Genomic DNA, 15,345 nt, shown 5'->3' on the forward strand with positions numbered 1-15,345 from the left:
CCGGGAGACATTTTCATGAGACATCGCACATTCGGCCGCACGGGCTTCACCACCACGGATATCGGTTTCGGCGCCTGGCAGATCGGCGGCGCCTGGGGTGACGTCAGCGAGGCAGACGGCCGCGCCGCCCTTCACGCCGCGCTCGACGCCGGCATGACCTTCATCGACACTGCCGACGTCTATGGCGACGGCCGTTCGGAGAAGATCATCGCCGACGTGCTGAAGGAACGCGGCGGCGCGCGCCCGATGGTGGCGACCAAGGCCGGCCGCCGGCTCTCGCCGCATGTCGCCGATGGCTACAACAAAGAGAACCTCGAAGGCTTCATCGACCGGAGCCTGAAGAATCTCGGCGTCGAGCGCCTCGACCTCGTGCAGTTGCATTGCCCGCCGACCGAGGTCTACTACCGCCCCGAGGTGTTCCAGGCGCTGGAGGAGATCAAGGCCGCCGGCAAGATCGCCGATTACGGCGTCAGCGTCGAGAAGGTCGAGGAAGCGCTGAAGGCTATCGAATATCCCGGCGTCGTCAGCGTGCAGATCATCTACAACATCTTCCGCCAGCGCCCGGCGCGGCTCTTCTTCCAGGAAGCCGCGCGCCGCAAGGTCGCAGTCATCGCCCGCGTGCCGCTGGCAAGCGGCCTGCTCTCCGGCAAGATCACGCGGGACACCGCCTTTGCCGCCGACGACCACCGCAATTTCAATCGCCATGGCGACGCCTTCGACGTGGGCGAGACCTTCGCGGGCGTGCCGTTCGAGACGGGGTTGCAGGCCGTCGAGGAGATCCGTGCGCTGGTGCCGGCGGGCGAGACCATGGCGGCCTTCGCGCTGCGCTGGATCCTGATGGCGGATGCCGTCAGCGTCGTCATTCCGGGCGCACGCAACGCCGGGCAGGCGAAGGCCAATGCCGCCGCCGCGAGCCTGCCGCCCATCCCGGAAAACGTGATGGAAGCGACGCGCGAGGTCTATGAGCGCCTCGTCGCGCCGCATGTCCATCATCGCTGGTAAACCCGGCAAAGCGCATAAACTGAAATGATAGCTGACATCATGGCTATCTATTTCGTTTATGCACGGCCCCGCGCTACCGTTCCCCATTGCTCGCAATCACAACTGGGGAACAACCATGAAAAGAATGCTTCTTGCGCTGGCTCTCGCAAGCTCCACCCTGCTTTCGGCCGCCGCATCCGCCGAGACGCTGAAGATCGGCACGGAGGGCGCCTACCCGCCCTTCAACTTCCAGGATTCGGCCGGCAATCTCGGCGGCTTCGACGTGGAGATCGGCCTTGCGCTCTGCGAGAAGATGAAGGTCGAATGCGATGTCGTCGGCCAGGACTGGGACGGCATCATTCCGGGCCTCATCGCCAAGAAATACGACATGATCATCGCCTCGATGTTCATCACCGAGGAGCGCAAGAAGCAGGTCGCCTTCACCGACCCCTACTATCTCGCCGCCATGACCCATGCCGCACCGAAGAATTCCGGCATCACTGATTTCACCAATGAGGGCATGAAGGGCAAGACCATCGGCGCCCAGTCCGGCACCACGCAGGCGGACTACGCCGCCGCCGTCTATCCCGACGCCGACATCAAGCTCTACCCGACGCAGGACGAGGTGAACCTCGACATGGCCAACGGCCGCCTCGACCTTCAGGTCGGCGACATGATCCCGCTGCTCGACTGGGTCACCAAGAACGACGACGGCAAGGCCTGCTGCGAACTGATCGGCAAGCCCATCACCGATCCGAAATTCGTCGGCGAAGGCGTCGGCATCGCCGTGCGACAGGACGACAACGACCTGCGCGAGAAGCTGAATGCCGCGCTGAAGGCCATCCGCGAGGACGGGACGTATCAGAAGATCAACGACAAGTACTTCTCGATCGATATCTATACGATGAAGTGAGCGTGGGGGCGTAGCGCGCCCCTCATCCGGCCTGCCGGCCACCTTCTCCCCGCAAGCGGGGAGAAGGAAACAAGCGGAACCGCTTTCCTTCCTCTCTGCCGGAGTTGCTTGGGAAAGCAGTGCACCATCCCCCTTCTCCCCGATTGCGGGGCGAAGGTCGCGGCAGCGGGATGAGGGGCAGCCCGGCCGCACAGGGCAAGAGCCCTTGCCTTCCCCCGCCCCGCCGTCCTAGCTAGGGACATGCCGATCAACCGCCTCGAACGCTTCGCCCACAATCTCGACTGGAACCTCCTGCGCACCTTCGTCGTCGTGGTGGAGGAAGGCTCGATCACGCGGGCGGCGAACCGGCTGCTGCTGCAACAGCCGGCCGTCAGCATGGCGCTGAAACGGCTGGAGCAATCGGTCGGCCACCGGCTGATCGACCGCAGCCCCGGCCGCTTCGAGCTGACGGAGGCCGGCGAGCGGCTGCATGCGCTCTGCCGCGACATCTTCACCGCCATCGTGCGCCTGCCGGAGGCGATGGAGCCCTCCGGCGAGGACATTGCCGGGCACATCACCATCCACGCCGTCAGCCACGCCATGAACCCGGAATGGGACCGGGCGATCGCCGATTTCTTCCGGCTGCATCCGCGCGTCACCGTCGGCGTGACGGTCGAGACGACGACGGACGTCATCCGCTCGGTCGAGCGGGGCGTGGCGACGCTCGGCCTTTCGGACGGCATCATTCCCGAGGGGCTGGACAAGGTGCCCTTCTGCTACGAGCGCTATGCGCTCTATTGCGGCCGCGGGCACCGGCTGTTCGGCAGGCGCGACGCGCGGCTGGAGGACCTGCGGGGCGAACCGTATGTGAGCTTCCTCGCCGACGTGCTCGGCGGCCCGCATATGGGGCCGGTGACGGCCGTGCGCGCCGTCGGCTCCTTCGGCCAGCAGGTGCGCGCGCTGGCCTTCAACGTCGAGGAGGTGCTGCGCCTCGTCGTCGCCAATGCCGGCATCGGCATGCTGCCGGCGCATCTCACCGGGCCGGCGCTGGCCGCCGGCGAGCTCTGGCAATTGCCGCCCTATGACGACCTGCCGGTAACGGAGACCTTCCGCATCACCAATCCCGGCTCCGCGCTCAACCCGGCCGAACGCGCCTTCCTCGCCCATATCGCTGGCGTGCCTGCCTGGCGCTGGGGCGAACCGCATCAATCCTGATGATACCCACCTTCAGCACTATAAATTTGAAGAATATCGGCAGCTTTCGTAGGCCTTTCTCTCCTGACAGACGGAGGCGGCCATGCAGACTTTCGACATCGCGATCATCGGCGGCGGCATTGCCGGCCTGTCGCTCGCCTATTTCCTCAGCCCGCACCGCTCCGTCGTGGTGCTGGAGCGGGAGGAAGCGCTCGGCTACCACAGCACCGGCCGCTCGGCCGCCGAATTCACCCTGCGCGACAACGCCCCCCTCGTGAACGCGCTGGCCCGCGCCAGCCATGCCTTCATGTCGAACCCGCCGGAAGGTTTCGCCGCCGTGCCGCTTCTCGTTGCGCGTGGCAGCATCATGTTCGGGGCCGATGACAAGGCGGCGCTGGTGCGCGAACGCTTTGAGCAGACGAAGGCGCTCGGCGTCGCCGTCGAATGGCTGGACGAGGCCGCGCTTCTTGCCCGCGCACCCATCATGAACCCGGCCTATGTCGCGGCCGCCTATTTCGACCCCGATTACTGGGACATCGAGGTGGACGCGCTCCTGCAGGCCTATGCACGCCATGCCCGGCACAACGGCGCGCAGGTCCTCGAAAGGCGCCCCTTCACCGGCGCCCGCCGGGAGGACGGCCAGTGGCTGATCGAGGCTGGTGGCGAAACCCTTTGCGCCGGCGTGCTGGTCAATGCGGCGGGCGGCTGGGGGGATACGGTCGCCAGCCTGTCCGGCGTCAGGCCCCTCGGCATCGTGCCGCACCGGCGCACCGCCGTCACGGTCGACCTGCCGGAGGGCGTGGATGCGGGCAGCCTGCCGGAAATGAACGAGATCGAGGACAGCTTCTATTTCAAGCCGGAGGGCGGCCGCCTGCTCGCCTCGCCGGCCGACGCCACGCCCTGCGAGCCCGCCGACGTGCAGCCGGAGGAAATCGACGTCGCCTATGCCGCCCATTATGTCGAGGAGGCGACGACACTCAGCGTGCGCCGCGTCTTCCGCAGTTGGGCCGGCATGCGCAGCTTCTCCGCCGACCGCCTGCCCGTCGTCGGGCCGGCGACGGACGAGCCGTCCTTCTTCTGGCTCGCCGGCCAGGGCGGCTACGGCATCCTCACCTCGCCCGCCCTCGGCAGCCTCGCCGCCGCGCTCCTCACGGAAAGCCCGGTGCCGGAGCCGCTCGCCCGCGAGGGCATCGGGGCCGGGACCTTCAGCCCCGCGCGCTTCCCCTGAAACGAAACGGGCGCCCAGTGGGCGCCCGTTCCATTTTACGCTTCCGCGGCCGGCGTGCCGGCCGAGCCGGCGGCGCGGGCGCTGTCGCGATCCCGCCACCAGCGGCTGAGGAAGAGCAGGATCGGACCGCCGATATAGATCGACGAGGTCGTCGCGACGACGACGCCGAACAGCATCGGCCAGGCGAAGGGCTTGACCGTGTCGCCGCCCCAGATGGCCATCGGCAGCAGGGACGCGGCAACGGCGACCGAGGTGAAGATGCATCGCATGACCACCTGGTTGATCGACAGGTCGATCAGGTCGGAGAACGGCATCGACTTGTACTTGCGAAGGTTCTCGCGCATTCGGTCGTACACCACCACCTTGTCGTTGACCGAGTAGCCGATCAGCGTCAGCACGGCGGCGATGGCCGTGAGGTTGAAGTCGATCTGCAGGAGCGAGAAGAAGCCGATCATCTTGGTGATGTCGAGGATCAGCGTCACGATGGCGCCCACCGCGAAGTGCCATTCGAAGCGCCACCAGATGTAGAGCAGGATCGCCACCATGCCGAGGCCGACGGCGAGGAAGCCGGAGCGGGCCAGCTCGGTGCTGACCGTCGGGCCGACCACTTCCGTGCGCTCGAAATTGGCGTCCGGGATCATCTCCGCGACGCCGTTGCGGATCTCCTGAAGCGCGGCGGTCTGCTCGGCCTCGCCGCCCGGCTGGCGCTGGACGCGCACGAGGACGGACGTGCCCTGGCCGAATTCCTGCAGCGCCACTTCGCCGAGGTTGAGATCCTCCATCTTCTTGCGCAGCGTCGCAAGGTCGATGGGCGTCTTGGACGTCGCCTCGACCTGGATGCCGCCGACGAAGTCGATGCCGTAGTTGAGGCCCGGCGTGAAGAACAGGATGATCGAGCTCGTGGAGATGAAGGCCGACATGGCGATCGCGATGTAGCGGCCGCGCATGAAGGAGAAGGTCGGCATGCTCCAGGTCTTGCCGAAGATCGAATGGATCTCGATCTTCTTCATCTTGCGGACGATCACCGCCTCGCGCATCAGGAAGCGAACGAAGGTGATCGAGGTGAACATCGAGATCGCAAGGCCGATGATCATGGTGATGGCGAAGCCGCGCACCGGGCCCGAGCCGAACATGAAGAGCAGGATCATGCCGACCATGGTCGTCATGTTGCCGTCGACGATGGTGGCGTAGGCCTTGTTGAAGCCGACGTCGAGCGCCTTCATGGCCCCTGCCCCGCCCGCCGTCTCTTCACGGATACGCGCGTTGATCAGGATGTTGGCGTCCACCGCCATGCCGATGCCGAGGATGATGCCGGCGATGCCGGGCAGCGTCAGCGTCGAGCCGAGCAGGCCCAGCGTGCCGATCGTCAGGATCGTGTGCAGCACGAGGCCGAGATTGGCGATGAGGCCCCAGGAGCCGTAAAGCACCTGCATGAGGATGACGACGGCGAGAAGGCCGGCGAAGCCCGTATAAAGGCCCATTCGGATCGAGTCCGAGCCGAGGTTCGGGCCGACGGTGCGCTCCTCGATGATGGTGAGCGGCGCCGGCAGGGCACCCGAGCGCAGCAGCGCCGACAGGACGGTCGCTTCCTGCGGGTTGAAGTTGCCCGAGATCTGGCCCTGGCCGCCGATGATCGGCTCGCGGATGACCGGCGCCGTCAGCACCTTGCCGTCGAGGACGATGGCGAAGGGCTTGCCGACATTGGCCTGCGTGATCTCGGCGAACTGGCGCGCGCCGGTGGAATCGAAGCTGAACGAGACGATCGGCTCGTTCGTGCGCTGGTCGAAGCCGGCCTTGGCGTCCGACAGGCGGTCGCCGGAGATGGCGACGCGCTCTTCCACGGCATATTTGTTGTTGTCGTTCGCGCCCGGCAGGATCAGCACGCCGCGCGGGGCGACGCCGTTCGGGTCCACGGTCTGGTCGACCATGTGGAAGCTCATCTGCGCGGTCGAGCCGAGGAGCTGGCGCAGGCGCGTCGGGTCCTGCAGGCCGGGAAGCTGGACGAGGATGCGGTCGCCGCCGACGCGCTGGATGAGCGGTTCGGCAACGCCGACCTGGTCGACGCGGCGGCGGATGATCTCGAGGCTCTGCTCGACGGCGGCCGACATGCGCTCGCTGATGCCGGCTTCCGTCAGGGTCACGTTGATCGTGTTGCCGCTGGTGGCGACGTCGATGTCGGAGGAACCGGCGCCGAAACCGAGCGTGGAGGTGGGCGTGGCGAGCTTGCGCACTTCCGGCAGCACCTTGTCGAGCGCCGCCTGGTCGGACGGCGTGATCGTCAGCGTCGTGCCGTTGAGGCGGGCGGCGGAGGCGCGCTCGCCGGCGGTGCGCAGGATGGCGCGCGCGTCGTTGAGGAGCGCGTCCATGCGCGCCTTGCGGAGCGCGGCCGAATCCACCTCCAGCACGAGGTGCGAGCCGCCCTTGAGGTCGAGGCCGAGGGTCACGGGATTGGCGGGCAGGTAGCGCCCGTATTTCGCCTGCTGCTCAGGCGTCAGCACGTTGGGCACGGCCGCGAGCATCCCGAAGAGGATGATGGCGGCGGAGACAAACAATGCCCATTTGGAGGTTTTCATGGGGTCGTTCCACTTCAACTGCCGGACGGACGCGACGGGTGAAGTCGGCGCCGTCCGCTGGGATCGGGATTTCAATCGAATGGCGCGGCGTCGCAGACGCCACAGGGCCTAGGCGGCGGAAGCCGGAGGCGCGCGGCTGCGGAACGCGGCATGGCCGGCAGAGGCCGTCGCCGCATCGCCAGCGGCGGGAAAAGCCTCGCACGAGGCCGTTTCGAAGGGATAGAGCAGCGCGCCCGCGCCCGCAACGAGCGCCTTGCCGCCGGCATCGCCTTCCGGCAGGCCGGTCTTGGCCTTGGCAATTCGCCGCTCCGCATGGCTGCCGGCCGGAAACCAGAGCTCGTCGCCCGCGGCGGAAAGCGGCGACGGGGCGACGCCGCCTTCGGCGGCCGTGCGCTGCGGATGGCCCGCCGCGCCCGTATCGCCCGGCAGCGCGAACTGCGAGAGGAACAGCGTAACGAGCAGCACGAGGAAGCCGACGGGCGCAAAGCCCCGCTCCCAGATCGCCGTCTCTTTGCCGGTCCTGATGTTCATGCCTGTCCGTTTGCCCGGAGCGTTTCCGGAATTGCCAGAGCGGCGCGCCGCGCGAAGCAGTTCATGCGGGCGGTGCCGATGGTGCGCCAAGAAACACTTAACCCCCCGCAAGTCAAGTTCAGGGCGTCAAAGCCTGGCCGGCATCGGCCGTCCGCCCGTCACAATTCATGGATCGTCACGTCCGGGCATGCCTGCCGTGCGAGCGCTTTCAGGTGCTGGTGGTGCGTCAGGTAGATCACCTGCCCGCCGCGTGCCATCTCGCCCATGACGCGAAGCGCGTTCAGCGCCCGGCGGTCGTCGAAGGTCTCCATGATGTCGTCGGCGATGAAGGGCACGATCTCGCGGCTTGCGGCGATCTCGTGATAACCCGCGACGCGCAGCGCGAGGTAGAGCTGGAAGCGCGTTCCCTTGGAAAGGTCCCTCGCAAGCTTCGAGCCGCCGGAGGCGGCGTTGACGACGAGGAACTCGCCATCCTTTTCCAGCACCGTCGACAGGCCGGCATATTCCCCGCCGGTGATGTCGCGGAAGGTCCGCGAGGCGCGCTCCATCATCGCGCTGCGGTGGCGCTCACGGTAGAGCCGCAGGGCCTGCTCGGCCGCCAGGATGCCGGCGCGCGTCGAAAGATAGCGCCGCGACCGCTCCGCAAGCTCGACCAGCGCCGTGCGCCGCCGCTCCTCCAGCGCCGCCGCCTCGTCGCTGCCGGCGATCCGCGACAGCGCCTCCTCGGCCCTCGCCCTTGCCAGGTGCTGTTCCTGCACCGAACGGTCGAGCTCGTCGAGACGTGCCGAGAGGTCGCCCTTTTCCGCGGCAAGCTGGTCCTCGTCGACCGCCGCAAGCAACGCCTCGGCCTCCTCGACCGTCTCCGCCCGCATCTGCTGCACGAGATCGCGCGCCGCCTCCCCGACACGGGAGAGCACGTCGTCCCGCCTGCGGTAGGCGTCCAGCAGGATTTCGGCTTCCGCGAGCGTGTCGCAACCGAGGAAGGCGAAGATTTCCGACTGCCGCGCGGCAAGGACCGCGCGTCGTTCCGCCAGCTCCCTTTCCTCCTCGTCGAGCCGCACGAGGGCCTTGTCGATGGCCGCGCAGCGTTCGCGGACCGAGCGGGCCGCGGCAAGGCGGCCGGCAAGGGCCGCGACGGTGGAAAGCGGATCATCCGCATCGAAGGGTTCGGCAAGGCGTTCGGCGAGACGGCGGGCGTGGCCGGCGTAATCCCGCTGGTCGCGGTGCATGGCATCGATGCGGTGGTCCAGCTCGCGCCGGCGCTCGACATTGCCGGCGAGCGTCTGGAGGGCCGGCAGCAGGGCCGCGAGCCGTTCGGGCTCGCCCGGTGCATCGCCGGCCGCAAGCCAGGTGCCGGCGATCGCATCCTGCCAGTCCGCATGCCATGCGGCGAGCGCCGATGCGGCATCCTCGGCCGCCCTGGCGCGCGTCTCTGCATCGCGTTTCGCGCGGGCCAGATGCTCGGCCGCGGCAAGCCGCTCGGCGTGGGCGGTCTTCAGTGCCTCCAGCCGGTCCTCCGCGAGGAAAAGCGCCTCGTCGAGGGTCGCCCCCTCGGCAAGGCCGAAGGGAACGAGAGACGACAGCCGCGCCAGCACGTCCCGCGCATCCTGTTCGACGAGGGCCGCCTCGGTCTCCTGCCGGGCAAGCAGGGCAGATTTTTCCAGCGCCGCGGAGCGCCGTTCGAGCCAGGAAGCGATCTCCGCCAGCGGCGTTTCCGCGGGAAGCCCGAGGCGCGCGGCGATGACGGATACCTGCGTTTCGATGCCCGCCTTCGCCTGTTCCAGCCGCACCGTGTCGCCGCAGAGGGCTTGAAGGCGCGCCGAGCCCTCGGCGACCGTCCGCTCGAGGATGCGGATTTCCGAAAGCCGGTCTGCATTGCGCAGCCGCGCATCGGTCGCGCGGTCGTCCTCGCGCATGGCGTTCTCGAAGAGGGAGGCGGATTTTTCGTCCAACGTGCTCCGATGATCCTGCCAGGCCGCGTCACGCACGGCGCGCAAGGATGCCGCCTGCTCCTCGCCGGCCGCGCCCGTCGTCGTCCGGAGCGCATCGAGCGTTGCCTTCGCGGCGGCGACGTCCGTTTCCTGCGCCGCAACCTGCTCGCGCTGGCGGTGGAGGGCCTCGGCCGATGCATCGTATCGCTTGCGCAGGCTCTCCAGCTCGTCGGGCGCCGGAACGGCCATGGCCACGAGCGCCGCCGTCGCGCCCGTCCACGGTGCCAGCCTTGCCGTTGCTCCATCGGCTTCCTGCCGGGCCAGCACGAGAAGGCGCCGGGCTTCGCGCAGGCGGGCGGGAAGGTCGCCGGAGCGAGTGGCGCGCAGGATCGCGCCGAGCGCGGACCGGGCGTTCTCTTCCGCCTCCGCGTCCGGGGCCTCGCCGACCCTCGTGTCCGTCGCCGCCAGCGCCTTTTCCGCTTCGATCCGTTCCCGGATGGTCGCGGCGGAGCGCTCGGCCAGCGCCGCCCGCCGCGACAGGAGCGCGGTGAGCCGGTCGGCAAGGCCCTCCGGCAGCAGTATCTCCGCCGGATCGGTCTCCACCGGAAGGCCGAGCGTTGCCAGGCCGGCTGCTATCGTCGCGGCCAGCCGGTCGCGGTCGGCCTCGCGGCCCGAAAGGTCCATGGCTGCGGTGCGGAAGCGTGCTTCCAGCGCGGAGCCCGAAAGCGCCGCAATATCCGGCTCGGCCGAAAGCACGGCGTCGTCCTCGGCGAGTGCGGCGCGCTCCTCGGCATGCCGCTCGCGCTCCATGACCACCCGCGTGCCGCGTGCGCCGATCTCCGCCTCCTGCCGGGCGAGCTCGCCGAGAAGGGCGCGCCAGGCCGCAGGCGGGGAATCGCCGAGTTCGAAGGCGCCGAGTTCGGTGCGGAGGGCCCGCAGGCGGCGCAGAGACGGCAGCGCGGAAAGGCTGCGCTCGGCCTCGGCGAGCGCGGAACGGGCCTCGGCGCGGGCGGCGGCCGCCTCTTCGTGGCGCTCGGCGGCGGCATCGCGCTCGCGGACCAGAAGACCGTAGTCGCGGGCGGCGACGTCCAGCGCCTTGCGCTCGGCGGCGAGGGCCTCGATTTCCGCCTTCAGGATCGACAGGCCGTGCTTGCGGCCCGCGGGACGGTAGAATTCATCCGCCTCGGCCTTCAGCGCGGCAAGGCCCGTCGCCATGTCGGAGAGGCCGGAACTGGCGGAAAACAGCATCGCGCCGAGCTCGCCCTCGCTCTTGAGGATGTCCTCGCCGCCCTTCTCGATGCTCTCGTCGTCGAGCGAGAACATGGTGCGATAGGCATTGCGATCCATGCCGCCGAGGACCGACGCGAAGAGCGCGTCCGGCAGCGTCCTGTCGTCCGCCGTGACGAGCGAGCCCTGGTTGCGCTTGAGGCGGTAGGCCTCGTGCCGTTCCGGGCCGAGGGACAGCCGCCCGCCAACGCGCATCAGCGCGTAGGGATGGAGGAAGCCGTAGGCGCTCGACTTCTCGATGCCGAAGAGCAGGTCGAGATAGGCGGAAAACAGCGTCGACTTGCCGGCCTCGTTGGGGCCGTGGACGAGGTGGAAATCGGGCCTGCCCGGCTGCGCCACGCCGAAATCGAGGCTGCGGTCGGTGAACTTGCCGTAGCGGACGAGGTCCAGTCGGTCGAGGCGCATGTATCAGGCCCCCTCGCCCGTTCCGCCGAGGCGGGCGAGCACGGTATCGGAGCCCTGCATGGCGAGTTCGGAAAGCAGCGTCTCCTCCGCCGCCTCGTCTGCGGCCAGCAGGCTGCGCGCTTCCCTGGGAAGCTGGCGCAGGAGATCGCCGAGCGCCTCGCGCAATTCCTCGCGGTAGGCATGGTTTTCCACGACGTCCTCGCGCATCAGCCGCGCCAGTTCCGTGACCGGCCCGGCATCGGCCCCCGCCGCCGCAGCCGGCGCGGAAACGGCAAGCTCCACCGCCTCGATCCAGCATTCGCCGAGGGAGGCGGCAAGGTTCTGCAATTCGGCGAGCAGAAGGTCCTCGTCGCGGCGCAGGCGCCAGGCGAGCGGCGTTGCGCCCGTCACGACAAGCCGCGCGACAAGATGGGCGCCGCCGGCAGCCGCGCGCGCCGCCGAAAGCACGCTTTCGGCACGGTCGAGCATGGCGCGCCAGTCGTCGATGCCCGAGAGATCGAGCGGCAGCCGCTCGAAGACGGCGACGGCGACGGTGCGCTCCTCGCAGGCGATCGTGCCGTCTTCGGCGACGGTGGCGAGCATCACGCCCTTCGGCCCGCCCTCGTTGATGTCGCGGCCCTGCGGGTTGCCGGGCATGACGATCCAGGGCCTTTCCAGATGCACCCGCCGCTGGTGGATATGGCCGAGCGCCCAATAGTCGAAACCGTGCGCGGCAAGGTCGGCGATGCCGACGGGCGCATAGGGATCGTGGCGGCTCGCGCCGGCAAGGCTGGTGTGCATGAGGCCGATATTGACCGCATCCGGCACGGGCACGCGGTAGGTGGGCAGGAGCGAGGCGGGTGCGTGCGGGTTGGCGAAGCTGACGCCATGGACGTGGATCTCGCGGCCGTTCGACAGCACGCCCGCCCGCACCGGTTTGCCGCGGCCGTCGAAGACGTGCACGTTCGGCGGAAAGGTCAGCTCGCGGGTGATCTGCGACTGCGCATCGTGATTGCCGCGGATGATGAAGACGCGGATGCCGGCCGCCTCCAGCCGCCGCATCTGCCCCATCAGGAAGAGCGCGGTCGCCATGGAGGTCTGCGAGCCGTCATAGAGGTCGCCGGCGATGATCACGGCATCCACCGCCTCGGTCATGGCAAGGTCGACGATGCGCTCCAGCGCCTTGCGCGTCGCCCCGCGCACGAGGTCGCCAAGGTCGGCATTGCGCAATGCGAGGGACGTCAGCGGAGAATCGAGATGCAGGTCGGCGGTGTGGATGAAGCGGAAAGGCATGGCCGGACAATCGCGCCCGCCACCCTCCGGGTCAATGCTTGCAGCAACGCGCAGCGCGTTATGCAGGAAAGAAATCGACCCTCCCCGAAAAAGCCGGAGAAGAGGCAAGGAAAAGCGCCCACCGCCTGACCGTTCGCATTTACAGGCATCGTTCAATATCTATGATCAAATAGAGCGAAAATCTTCGCGATCATTTGACATGGTCCCTCATAATACCTATATTTCACCTCATGAATAGCACGATAGAAATCTCCCAAGGCATGTTCAAACTCTACCATCAGGTGAGTCGCCTGGTGAATGAGTGCATGATGGACGAAGGCGTTTCGCTCGCCCGCAGCAAGTTCCTGCTTCTTCTGGAATGCCAGGGCCCGCAGCGGTCGACGGACATCGCCTGCGCTCTTGGTTTCGCCCCCCGTACGGTGACGGAAGCCATCGACGGTCTCGAACGTGACAAGCTCGTCAAGCGCGAGCCCGACCCGAAGGACCGCCGCGCCAAGATCGTTTCGATCACGGATATGGGCCGCACCGTCATTTCGGCCGCCCAGCAGCCGCAGCACAAGACGATCGAGGCGATCTTCAACGTGCTGACGGAAGAGCAGAAGCAGCACTTGAAGGAAATCATCCGCTGTCTCAGCGAGAAGACCGAAGAGTTGCAACGGGAAAGAGACAAGACCGAAGGCGGTGCCCAGGCGGCGCCGGTTCCCTCCCTGCAGGCCGTCGGCTAGACCGGACGGCAGGAAAACGGAAAAGGCCGGGATCGCAGCATCCCGGCCTTTTCGTTTGTGGCCTTTGGAGACCAACGCCCTCCCAAACAAAGAGAGGGCGCCGGCCGCGCGTTTACATCGCGTTGAGCGGGCCGATGCCGAAGAACAGCGTCTCGCCGGAGGAGCCGTCGACGCCGTCATTGTCGGTCACGACATAGCCGTTGCCGGCGGCATCGATGGCAAAGCCTTCCACCTTGTCGACGACGTAGCCGTTCGTGGCCTTGAGGTCGGGGATGAAGTCGCGGACCTCCTGCTTCTTCACGACCGGGAGTTCCCCGCCAAGCTTTGCCGGCTTCAGGTCGGCCAGCGCGACGCGGTAGAGCTTCTTCAGCCTGGCGGCATCGCCGATCAGGTTGTCCCGCTCGATGATATAGGCGTGGTCGCCGCTCACCGTGATCTCCGAGAGGCCGACCCAGCCGCTCTCCGTCTTCTCTAGCGGATAGCGGACAGCGCCCCACTCCTCGGAGGACGGCTTGTAGGAGACGAGCTTCACGAAGCCCTTCTCGTCGTCACCCCATTCGCGCTGCACGGCCATCCAGAGCACCTTGTCGTCGCCTTCGCCGATGCTGGTGATGCCTTCGAAACCGAAGCGCGTCTCTCCGGCGCGCAACTCGGCGGGAATGGCGATCTCCTTGTCGATCTCGCCCTTGCCGTTCACATGGATGATGGCGTGGGCATAGAGCTTGTCGGCGTTGCCCTCGTTGGCGAGCCAGAAACCACCCTCGCCGTCCGGTGTCAGGCCCTCGCTGTCGAGCTTCTGGGCGGGGGCGCCGTTGCGCGTGATGCGCAGGGCGTCGACGATCTTCGCCGGCTTGGCCGTCGCGTCGATCGTGAAGATCGTCGGCTGCGACGCATAGAAGGAATCGTTCACGGCGTAGAGCATGCCGGGCTTGTCCTTCATCGGTGCGAGGCCCGACAATGCGCCGAAGCCGATCAGTTCGCCGTCCTTCTCGGTGGAGACGAGCTGCGGATAGGCCGCCTCGCCTTCCGCCCGCTCGTAGATCATGACATGCGAGCGCGCGCCGCCGTCCTCGACGAGATCGGTCTCGTTGGCCGTCACGAGGAGGTTGCGTTGCGGGATGGCGACCGCGCCTTCCGGGCCGATGCCGGACGGCAGGAGCTGGAGAAGCTCTGGCTCCGCGCCCGTATCCTTGTAGACGCCGACGATGGAGGCGCGCTCGGCCAGCACGAAGAACAGGTTGTCCTCGCCGAATTTCGCGGCTTCCAGGCCTTCCGGCTCGACGCCCTTCTTGTTGCGCTTGTCGGGATAATGGCCGATCTTCGCGATCTCGCGCTCGAAGGCCGCGCCGTTCTCGTAGAGGACCTTGCCCTCCTTGTCGAAGATGGTGAAGCCGCGGGCGCCGCCCTTCCAGTCGCCTTCGTTGGCAATGACGAGGCGGTTGTCGTCCAGCCACTTCACGGCGTCGGGTTCGCGGGCAACGTCCTCCATCTTGCCGGTGAATTTCAGCGCGCCGTCCTTCTTCGTGTCGATCCCTTCGAGGCTGACGGTGCCGGCGGAGAAGTGGCTCTTCACCGCGCCGGTCCTGCCGTCGACGATGACGATGTGGTTGTTCTCCTGCAGCGTGACGGCAACCTCGTCGAGGCCGTTGAAGGAGACGAATTCGGGTTCCGGGTCCTCTCCGGCAATGTCGGCAAGGCCGGTCAGGGCCACATGCCTGATCGAGCCGCAATCGACGACGCCGTCCTTGAGCGAGAGCAGCACGAGGTCGCCGGCCGGCATCTGCGGGAGCGCGCCGTCGTTGACCTCCTCGTCGCGCTCGTTCTCGATGGCGATGGCGGCGAGCGTCTTGTCCTTGTTGAGGGCGATGGAGTCCGGCTGGCCGCCGAGGTCGCAGGTCGCCTCGACCTTCTTTCCGGCCAGATCGACCTGGGCAAGGACGCCCGACGGCTTGACGAAGCTTTCGCGCGTGTTGATGGCGACCAGCGCCTTGCCGGCCGCGATGGCCACGGATGTCGGCTCGCCCTCCAGGGCGACAGAGCCGCCGGCCTTCGGGGCCTTCGCATCGGTGATGTCGATCAAGCCGATCGCCTTGTTCGGGCTGTCGGAATAGACGAGCGTGTTGCCGTCCTCGGAGGCGGCGACGATTTCGGACGAGGTCGGCGTCGCCGTGTCCACGCCCTCGGGCAGATTGTCGGCGACGGCGAAGGACGCGATGCGATTGAACACGGGCTCGGCGCCGGCGGCCGGGGCCACCGATGCGGCGAGGACCGCCGCGAGCGCGGCGGTGAGCGAACGGGTCTTCATGAAATCCTCCGGACTCCGGTT

Annotated in this window: 10 protein-coding genes; 5 read left to right on the forward strand and 5 right to left on the reverse strand. The window is 67.6% G+C overall.

What is annotated here, in order from left to right:
- Positions 1-15 precede the first annotated feature (15 nt).
- The 4 genes from L0976_RS22605 (at position 16) to L0976_RS22620 (ending at position 4,295) form a co-directional block, all read left to right on the forward strand.
- The gene (locus L0976_RS22605; protein ID WP_234189374.1) at positions 16-1,002 is read left to right on the forward strand and encodes an aldo/keto reductase; all 987 of its coding nucleotides are present in this window, start codon (positions 16-18) and stop codon (positions 1,000-1,002) included.
- A gap of 115 nt (positions 1,003-1,117) precedes the next feature.
- On the forward strand, positions 1,118-1,894 hold the full coding sequence (locus L0976_RS22610; protein ID WP_234189375.1) for an ABC transporter substrate-binding protein: 777 nt from the start codon (positions 1,118-1,120) through the stop codon (positions 1,892-1,894).
- A 240-nt stretch (positions 1,895-2,134) separates the two neighbouring features.
- A complete protein-coding gene (locus L0976_RS22615; protein WP_234189376.1) occupies positions 2,135-3,088 on the forward strand; it encodes a LysR family transcriptional regulator in 954 nt (317 codons plus the stop codon).
- 82 nt (positions 3,089-3,170) lie between these two features.
- Positions 3,171-4,295 (forward strand): FAD-binding oxidoreductase, encoded by a 1,125-nt coding sequence (locus tag L0976_RS22620; RefSeq protein ID WP_234189377.1) that lies wholly within the window; start codon positions 3,171-3,173, stop codon positions 4,293-4,295.
- 35 nt (positions 4,296-4,330) lie between these two features.
- On the opposite strand, the gene secD is transcribed toward L0976_RS22620, so the two are convergent.
- The 4 genes from secD to L0976_RS22640 all read right to left on the reverse strand — a co-directional run bounded on the left by secD (position 4,331) and on the right by L0976_RS22640 (position 12,294).
- On the reverse strand, positions 4,331-6,868 hold the full coding sequence (gene secD / locus L0976_RS22625) for a protein translocase subunit SecD (RefSeq protein WP_203318606.1): 2,538 nt from the start codon (positions 6,866-6,868) through the stop codon (positions 4,331-4,333).
- Between the two features lie 108 nt (positions 6,869-6,976).
- Positions 6,977-7,399, reverse strand: a complete 423-nt coding sequence (locus L0976_RS22630; protein WP_234189378.1) for a hypothetical protein — start codon at positions 7,397-7,399, stop codon at positions 6,977-6,979.
- Between the two features lie 158 nt (positions 7,400-7,557).
- The gene (locus L0976_RS22635; protein WP_234189379.1) at positions 7,558-11,022 is read right to left on the reverse strand and encodes an AAA family ATPase; all 3,465 of its coding nucleotides are present in this window, start codon (positions 11,020-11,022) and stop codon (positions 7,558-7,560) included.
- A gap of 3 nt (positions 11,023-11,025) precedes the next feature.
- A complete protein-coding gene (locus tag L0976_RS22640) occupies positions 11,026-12,294 on the reverse strand; it encodes a DNA repair exonuclease (protein WP_234189380.1) in 1,269 nt (422 codons plus the stop codon).
- Positions 12,295-12,599: 305 nt separating this feature from the next.
- On the opposite strand from L0976_RS22640, the gene L0976_RS22645 reads away from it, so the two are divergent.
- Entirely contained in the window at positions 12,600-13,019 is a 420-nt protein-coding gene (locus tag L0976_RS22645; protein WP_233290741.1) for a MarR family winged helix-turn-helix transcriptional regulator, read from the forward strand.
- A 112-nt stretch (positions 13,020-13,131) separates the two neighbouring features.
- On the opposite strand, the gene L0976_RS22650 is transcribed toward L0976_RS22645, so the two are convergent.
- Positions 13,132-15,324, reverse strand: a complete 2,193-nt coding sequence (locus L0976_RS22650) for an esterase-like activity of phytase family protein (RefSeq protein WP_234189381.1) — start codon at positions 15,322-15,324, stop codon at positions 13,132-13,134.
- Positions 15,325-15,345 lie beyond the last annotated feature (21 nt).

It is taken from the genome of Shinella sp. NM-101 (assembly GCF_021401195.1).
Lineage (GTDB): Bacteria > Pseudomonadota > Alphaproteobacteria > Rhizobiales > Rhizobiaceae > Shinella.

What these genes read in the sequence shown, in the direction of transcription:
- L0976_RS22635 (WP_234189379.1), bottom strand. Translation starts at nt 11,022, where the DNA reads ATGCGCCTCGACCGACTGGACCTCGTCCGCTACGGCAAGTTCACCGAC.
- secD (WP_203318606.1), bottom strand. Translation starts at nt 6,868, where the DNA reads ATGAAAACCTCCAAATGGGCATTGTTTGTCTCCGCCGCCATCATCCTC.
- L0976_RS22630 (WP_234189378.1), bottom strand. Translation starts at nt 7,399, where the DNA reads ATGAACATCAGGACCGGCAAAGAGACGGCGATCTGGGAGCGGGGCTTT.
- L0976_RS22615 (WP_234189376.1), top strand. Translation starts at nt 2,135, where the DNA reads ATGCCGATCAACCGCCTCGAACGCTTCGCCCACAATCTCGACTGGAAC.
- L0976_RS22645 (WP_233290741.1), top strand. Translation starts at nt 12,600, where the DNA reads ATGATGGACGAAGGCGTTTCGCTCGCCCGCAGCAAGTTCCTGCTTCTT.
- L0976_RS22605 (WP_234189374.1), top strand. Translation starts at nt 16, where the DNA reads ATGAGACATCGCACATTCGGCCGCACGGGCTTCACCACCACGGATATC.
- L0976_RS22610 (WP_234189375.1), top strand. Translation starts at nt 1,118, where the DNA reads ATGAAAAGAATGCTTCTTGCGCTGGCTCTCGCAAGCTCCACCCTGCTT.
- L0976_RS22620 (WP_234189377.1), top strand. Translation starts at nt 3,171, where the DNA reads ATGCAGACTTTCGACATCGCGATCATCGGCGGCGGCATTGCCGGCCTG.
- L0976_RS22640 (WP_234189380.1), bottom strand. Translation starts at nt 12,294, where the DNA reads ATGCCTTTCCGCTTCATCCACACCGCCGACCTGCATCTCGATTCTCCG.
- L0976_RS22650 (WP_234189381.1), bottom strand. Translation starts at nt 15,324, where the DNA reads ATGAAGACCCGTTCGCTCACCGCCGCGCTCGCGGCGGTCCTCGCCGCA.